The organism is Parasphingorhabdus sp. (assembly GCF_049667325.1).
Lineage (GTDB): Bacteria > Pseudomonadota > Alphaproteobacteria > Sphingomonadales > Sphingomonadaceae > Parasphingorhabdus.
On the sequence record NZ_JBATHY010000259.1, the window covers coordinates 1 to 6,155 of the forward strand.

General features: G+C 60.9%; 5 protein-coding genes. 3 read left to right on the plus strand and 2 right to left on the minus strand.

From position 1 onward, the window contains the following. From WBM93_RS11690 to WBM93_RS11700, 3 genes are all read left to right on the plus strand, one after another. Positions 1–831: N-acetylmuramoyl-L-alanine amidase family protein (locus WBM93_RS11690; RefSeq protein WP_424432043.1), on the plus strand; the 831-nt coding region annotated here is incomplete at its 5' end. A 109-nt stretch (positions 832–940) separates the two neighbouring features. Continuing rightward, on the plus strand, positions 941–3,469 hold the full coding sequence (locus WBM93_RS11695; RefSeq protein ID WP_424432044.1) for a penicillin-binding protein 1A: 2,529 nt from the start codon (positions 941–943) through the stop codon (positions 3,467–3,469). Between the two features lie 21 nt (positions 3,470–3,490). Continuing rightward, positions 3,491–4,114, plus strand: a complete 624-nt coding sequence (locus tag WBM93_RS11700; protein ID WP_424432045.1) for a GNAT family N-acetyltransferase — start codon at positions 3,491–3,493, stop codon at positions 4,112–4,114. 11 nt (positions 4,115–4,125) lie between these two features. Here the strand turns inward: WBM93_RS11700 and WBM93_RS11705 are convergent, their stop codons facing one another. Continuing rightward, positions 4,126–5,520, minus strand: a complete 1,395-nt coding sequence (locus tag WBM93_RS11705; protein ID WP_424432046.1) for a porin — start codon at positions 5,518–5,520, stop codon at positions 4,126–4,128. Positions 5,521–5,627: 107 nt separating this feature from the next. Then, positions 5,628–5,804: a hypothetical protein gene (locus WBM93_RS11710; RefSeq protein ID WP_424432047.1), complete on the minus strand. Its 177-nt coding sequence runs from the start codon at positions 5,802–5,804 to the stop codon at positions 5,628–5,630. Positions 5,805–6,155: the final 351 nt, after the last annotated feature.

Sequence of the window (6,155 nt, forward strand, 5' to 3'; positions counted from 1 at the left end):
GCTCTGGGCCGGAAGTCCTTTTTACCACCATTGGATTTCCGCGCGGAGCCGCCGAAAACCAACTATAGTGTTAGAGTACCCCTGGGCAAGCCGCGCGATTCTGTCAGCCTGCCGAAAATATACGGCCCCAATGATCCGACCAGGCCACTGGTTGTCATCGATGCCGGACATGGCGGGCACGATCCCGGCGCGATATCTCCCCATGGTGCCGCGCGCGAAAAGAACGTGACTCTAGCGATCGCGCGGGCAATCCGTGACCGACTGGTCGCGGGCGGGCGTGTGCGGGTCGCACTGACCCGCGATAGCGACGATTTTCTTGTCCTCGAGGAGCGTTATGGCATCGCTCGCCGGCTCGATGCCGACCTCTTCATGTCGATCCATGCCGATGCTGCTGGCAATGAGGAAGCGTCCGGAGCCACCGTCTATACATTGTCCGAGGTCGCTTCCGATCGAGAAGCGGCCAAGCTGGCCGCGCGCGAAAACAAGGCCAATATAATCAATGGTATCAATCTCGGCGGCGCGACACGGGACGTTTCATCGATCCTGATCGACCTGACCCAGCGTGAAACCATGAACGTTTCTGCCGATTTCGCCAAATTGCTGCACCGCGAAAGCAGCCGCCAGATGAATTTTCGCAAAATACCGCACCGTTACGCCTCGTTTGTCGTCCTCAAGGCGCCCGATACACCATCGGTATTGTTCGAAACCGGCTATCTGACCAACAAGGATGATGTCGCTTTTCTGAATTCCCGCGAAGGCCGGTCCAAGGTTGCGACCGGTGTCGCTAGTGCAATCGAGTCACATTTCGCCCGCAAACTGGCGATGCGCTAGAAAATTTTGCCGGTGTAAGTTTGTCCGGTCGTGCCGCCGTGAGGCAGTGCGCGATTTTCATCGATAATCGCTGGAAAATGCTCGCGAGGCGGTTTAGATAGCGCAGCCTATGGTAAATGATGCGTCCGATACGGCTGGAGAAAGCCTCGCCTACAAGCTTGAACGAAGCACCGGCAGTTTTTTCGAGCGGATCGAGAATCTCTGGCAGAAGAAATGGTTCCGGTTGCTCGCGGCCTTCCTCGGCTTGTGCGTTCTCGGCTGGTTTCTGATTTGGCTGATTTTTGCCCGGGATTTGCCCGATGCGACAGCGCTCCGGACCTATGAGCCGCCGCTGCCGACGATGGTGCGCGCCTATGATGGCGAGCCGGTGCACAGCTATGCGCGGGAACGGCGCGTGCAGCTTGAATTTTCCGAATATCCGGCGCTTCTGGTGCGCGCCTATCTGGCGGCTGAAGACCGTACTTTTTTCGAACATGGTGGTCTGGACTATCCGGGTATCGCGACCGCAATCCTCACCAATATCAGCAATAGCGGACGGCCGGTCGGGGCTTCCACGATCACCCAGCAGGTTGCGAAAAACCTCCTGCTGACCAGCGAAGTATCCTATCGCCGGAAGGTGCGCGAAGCGATCCTTGCCTACCGGATAGAGGATGTGCTGACCAAGGAGGAAATTCTCGAACTCTATCTCAACCAGATTTTCCTCGGTCGCAACGCCTATGGCGTACAGGCCGCCGCCCAGGCTTATTTTGGCAAGGATGTCGACGCGCTCGCGCTGCATGAAATAGCCTATCTGGCGATCCTGCCCAAGGGCCCGTCCAACTATCGTCCCGAAGCCCACGAACAGCGTGCCATCAGCCGGCGCAACTGGGTATTGGGAGAGATGCGCGACAATGACTGGATCACACCCGCGCAACATCAGGCAGCCGTGGCGCAGCCGCTAGGCGCGATTTCCCGCTCCGGACCCCGTTTCGAGCGGGTCGGCGGCTATTTTATCGAGGAAGTGCGCCGACAGTTGATCGAGCAATTCGGCGATGACGAGAAAGCGGGTCCCTATAGCGTCTATTCCGGTGGCCTGTGGGTGCGCACCTCGCTGAACCCGGAATTGCAGGAATATACCAAAGACGCCCTGCGCGGCGGTTTGTTGCGCTATAGCAGCGGGAAGGGCTGGGCCGGTCCGATCAGCAAGATCGAGATTGATGAGCAATGGGCCCAGCGTCTGAACTCGACTTTTATCGGTACTGATTTTGCAAACTGGCAGATCGCTGTCGCCATCCGGACAGCCGGTGGCGGCGCCGAAATCGGCTTTGCAGATGGCACGACGGGCCGGATCAACGACGTACCCGGTGCCATGAAAGCCGGCGACATTATCGCCGTCAGTCCCGTGGGCGGGAGCAGCTACCGGCTCGAAAATGTGCCGGAAGTTTCCGGCGGAATGGTCGTGCAAAATCCCCGCAATGGCCGGATCTGGGCGATGCAAGGTGGTTTCGATGACCGGATGAGCGCGTTTAACCGAGCCACCCAGGCGGAACGCCAGCCGGGATCAACAATCAAGCCGTTTGTTTACGCCACGGCCCTGGAACACGGCATGACCCCGGCCACCTTGATCCCGGACAGCCCGTTCTGCGTCTATCAGTCAGCATCTCTCGGTCGCAAATGTTTCCAGAATTTCGGCAATGCGCGCAGCGCCGGAGAGCAGACCTTGCGCTGGGGCGTCGAACAATCGCGCAACCTGATGACCGTCCGTGCCGCCAATGATGCCGGCATGGAAAATGTTGTCAAGACGATCAAGACCATGGGGATTGGCGACTATCAACCCTATCTCTCCTTTGCGCTGGGGGCCGGTGATACCACGGTGATGAAGCTGACCAATGCTTATGCGATGCTCGCCAATCATGGCCGCGAACTGCAGCCGACGGTGATCGACTTTGTTCAGGACCGCCAGGGCAAGGTGATATTCCGCGCCGACAAGCGGGAATGCGAGAATTGCAATTTGCGCGACTGGGACGGACAGCCGATGCCGCGTCCGCGTCCGACAGGGAAACAGTTGATGGACCCGATCACCGCCTATCAGATGATTGACATCTTGCAGGGCGTGATCACCCGCGGCACCGCACAGAATCTGAAAAGCCTCGAACGGCCGCTATTTGGCAAGACCGGCACCTCCAGCGGCCCGACCAATGTCTGGTTTGTCGGCGGCTCGCCCGATATGGTTGCCGGCGTCTATCTCGGCTATGACCAGCCGCGCAACATGGGTGGCTATGCCCAGGGCGGGACTTTGGCCGCGCCGATCTTCCGCCGCTTTGCCGAGCGGGCGATGGTCGGCATGCCGAAAACCCCGTTCGTTGCGCCCAATGGCGTCCGCATGGTCCGCGTCGACCGCAAATCGGGCAAAAGAGTCTATGGCGGCTGGCCGACCGATGACCCGAAGTCCGCGGTCATCTGGGACGTGTTCAAGCCCGAAACCGAACCGCGTCGCTCGATCCGCAAGGATGAACTGCTCGCCCGTCTCGAAGCCCGCAAGGCCCAGCTGATCGCCGAGCGCGCAGCGGCGCGGGCCCGGTCCGACGAAGCCAATCGCAATCGCGGTCCGGCGCAAACCGATGATGAATTCCTGCAGGCCGAAGGCGGCATCTATTAGCGCCAGCTGGTTCCGGTCCCGATGCTGAACGCATCGGACATCGCGCCGGTACATGGCATCCGCACCGTCGGGCGCGAGAGCGTCGCCTCGCTCGCCGCGATCACCGCCGACGCTTTTCGCGATGATCCGTTCAACCGCTGGCTGTTCGGCGGCTTCGATCCGATGCAGCGGACCTTTGCCAATCTCGCGCGCCATATTTATGCGCCGGGTGGCTTTTGCCAGATCCTGAAGGATGAGGGCGAAGACCGCGCCGCCGCGATGTGGCTGATGCCCGGCGACAAGGCCGATGCGACCCTGACCGGCACGCTGCAAACCTATTGGGGACTGTTCGCCAGCGGCGGCCTCGGCGCGCTAAAACGGGGCAAGGCGGCGGGCGAGGCGATGGCAAAACACCATCCGACCCAGCTTCACGCCTATCTGTTCACCGTCGGCGTCGCCAGCGCCGGAAGGGGCAGGGGCCTTGGCCGGCGGTTGGTTGAGCCGGTGCTGGAGGCCTGCGACCGGACCGGCACCATGGCCTATCTCGAGAATAGCAATCCGGCGAACCGGCGCTTCTATGCCAGCCTCGGCTTTGAACGCGTCGAACTATTCCATGCGATGCCCGACAGCCCGCCGCTCGAGCCGATGCAGCGGCTGCCGCGCTAGGCTCCGCCGGTTCAGAAGCTCAGCTGGAACCGTCCGGCAAAGCTGTCGACCGAATAGTCGCCACTCCCCGCTGCAAGGATCGCCGCGCTGTTATAGTCCAGCCTGGCATAAGTCATAAGAAACCGGACATAGTCATTGGCGGTCCAGATCAGCGAGGCCTGATAGGCGTCCTGCGTCCCGCCGCTGAAACCGGCGTCGACCAGATCGAGATGGTCATAACGGACATTGATCTGCCACGCGCCCATCCCGCCCTGGCCGACCGGATTGGATACTTTGACACCCTTGAAGACGCCTTCCTTGTAGCCGCGCGTGTCGTCGGTCAGGAAGAATCCGGCCTCGACCGAACCACCGAAGAAGGTCGGATCGGCAAGCGCGCCGGTGCGGTTCAGCCGGAGCCAGTGACCCTCCGCCGCAGCGTGGAAACGCCCGGAAATCACCGCCGCTTCCAGGCCATAGCTGGACTCTGATTCCGCACCACTGATATTACCGGTGTCGATAAAGCGCGTGTCGGTAAAATGCACCGCCGGACGCTGGCGATAGCGGCGTGACGTCATGGCGTCGCCAAGATCGCGATAATGGTAGGACGCTCCGAAATGACTCTGGACATCGCCGAATTTCGGCATCGCCACCGCGCGCACGTCGAAACCAACGCTATCATTCTCGTCACTGCTCAGGTCATCGATATTGTCGGTGAACACGCCCGCCTGAAACAGCAGGTCCGATACGCCATATTGCGCCGAAAGCCCGACCTGCCGCTCGAAACCAAAGGCGTCGGTAAAGCCGGCGCGCTCGATAAAGCTGGTGTCGTTGCTGCTCGACAATTCTTCCAGCCCTTGGAAATTGTTGTGCTGGCCTGCGGTCAGGGTCAGCCCGCCATCTTCATAAGTGATGATCGCATCGGTGAGGTCGATTGCGTTGTCGGCAAAATCCGCTTCCAGCTTGTAGCCGAAGCCGCCCGGGATCGATCCCGAAGCGCCGAGCCGGATCCGCCGCGCCTCGTTGCCAAAGCCAAGGCCCGCGTCGACGATGCTGTCGGGGGCGTTGACGGTACCAAAGTCATAGAGCAGACGCCCGCGCGGCTTGAAGCTCCAGCCATCCGCGCCTTTCATTTCCGGCGCGCCTTTCCAGCCGACCTTGACCGGGTCTTGCTGCGCCAGCTTTTCCTCGGTCGCAGCAATTTTTGCATCCGTAGCGGCAATGGCGCTGGCCGAGACCTGTTGCGTTTGTTGCACATTGCCCAGCTGTGCCCTGAGATCGGCGACCTCGCGTTCGAGCTGGTTCATTTTGCCGAGCAAGGCCGCCGCCTGCTCCTCGGTCAGCGGCGCCGCCATCGCGGACGCGGGAGTGAGTGCGATCGTTGCGGTGCCGGCCAGCAGGCCGATTGTCTTGAGCATAGGAGATTTCATAAATGCGCCTGTTCGTTATGTCCGGGTTGCGTCATGCCGAACGCTCTACGAGTAGCGCGTTGCCCTTTCATGGCAAAATTGTTTCACGTTTGTGACAGCGCCCAAGCTCAGCGGGCAGCGGGCAAGCGGCGCTTGCCCCTGGTGCGGCTGGTAAGATGATAGTGAAGGCAGCGATCGCAACGATAGGGACGCAGGGCGATGGTGGCGATCTGCGCGGCGGCGATGGCGTCAGCCTCGCTGGCAAAGCGCTTTTTCTTGCGGCAGATGCTGAGGCGGGTTCGCATGGGGTGGATTTAGCGGCTTGCGGGGAGGCGGGCAAGTCACCCTTTCCTCCCTGCCGCGCAGCGGCGGGGAGGGGGACCATCCGCAGGATGGTGGAGGGGTCGGTTGGGCCGGGAGCGGTGTTGCCTTTGGAAGCAGTGCGTTGTTCTATGAGTGTGTCGTTCCCTGGCAGTGACTCCCCCGGCGGGAAGTTGTTGCCGCACGCGCCCCTCCGTCAGCCGTTCCGGCTGCCACCTCCCCGTCGCTGCGCGACAGGGAGGATGTTGGGGCCGCCAAAACCCTTTCCTACACATCCCGCCCTATGGCATATTCCAAAATGGCTCTTTGAAAATTGAATCCTGCTCCAACATTTC

Bases quoted from the DNA above. Each gene is read 5' to 3' on its own strand.
- WBM93_RS11695 (WP_424432044.1), top strand. From the start codon at position 941: ATGGTAAATGATGCGTCCGATACGGCTGGAGAAAGCCTCGCCTACAAG.
- WBM93_RS11700 (WP_424432045.1), top strand. From the start codon at position 3,491: ATGCTGAACGCATCGGACATCGCGCCGGTACATGGCATCCGCACCGTC.
- WBM93_RS11705 (WP_424432046.1), bottom strand. From the start codon at position 5,520: ATGAAATCTCCTATGCTCAAGACAATCGGCCTGCTGGCCGGCACCGCA.
- WBM93_RS11710 (WP_424432047.1), bottom strand. From the start codon at position 5,804: ATGCGAACCCGCCTCAGCATCTGCCGCAAGAAAAAGCGCTTTGCCAGC.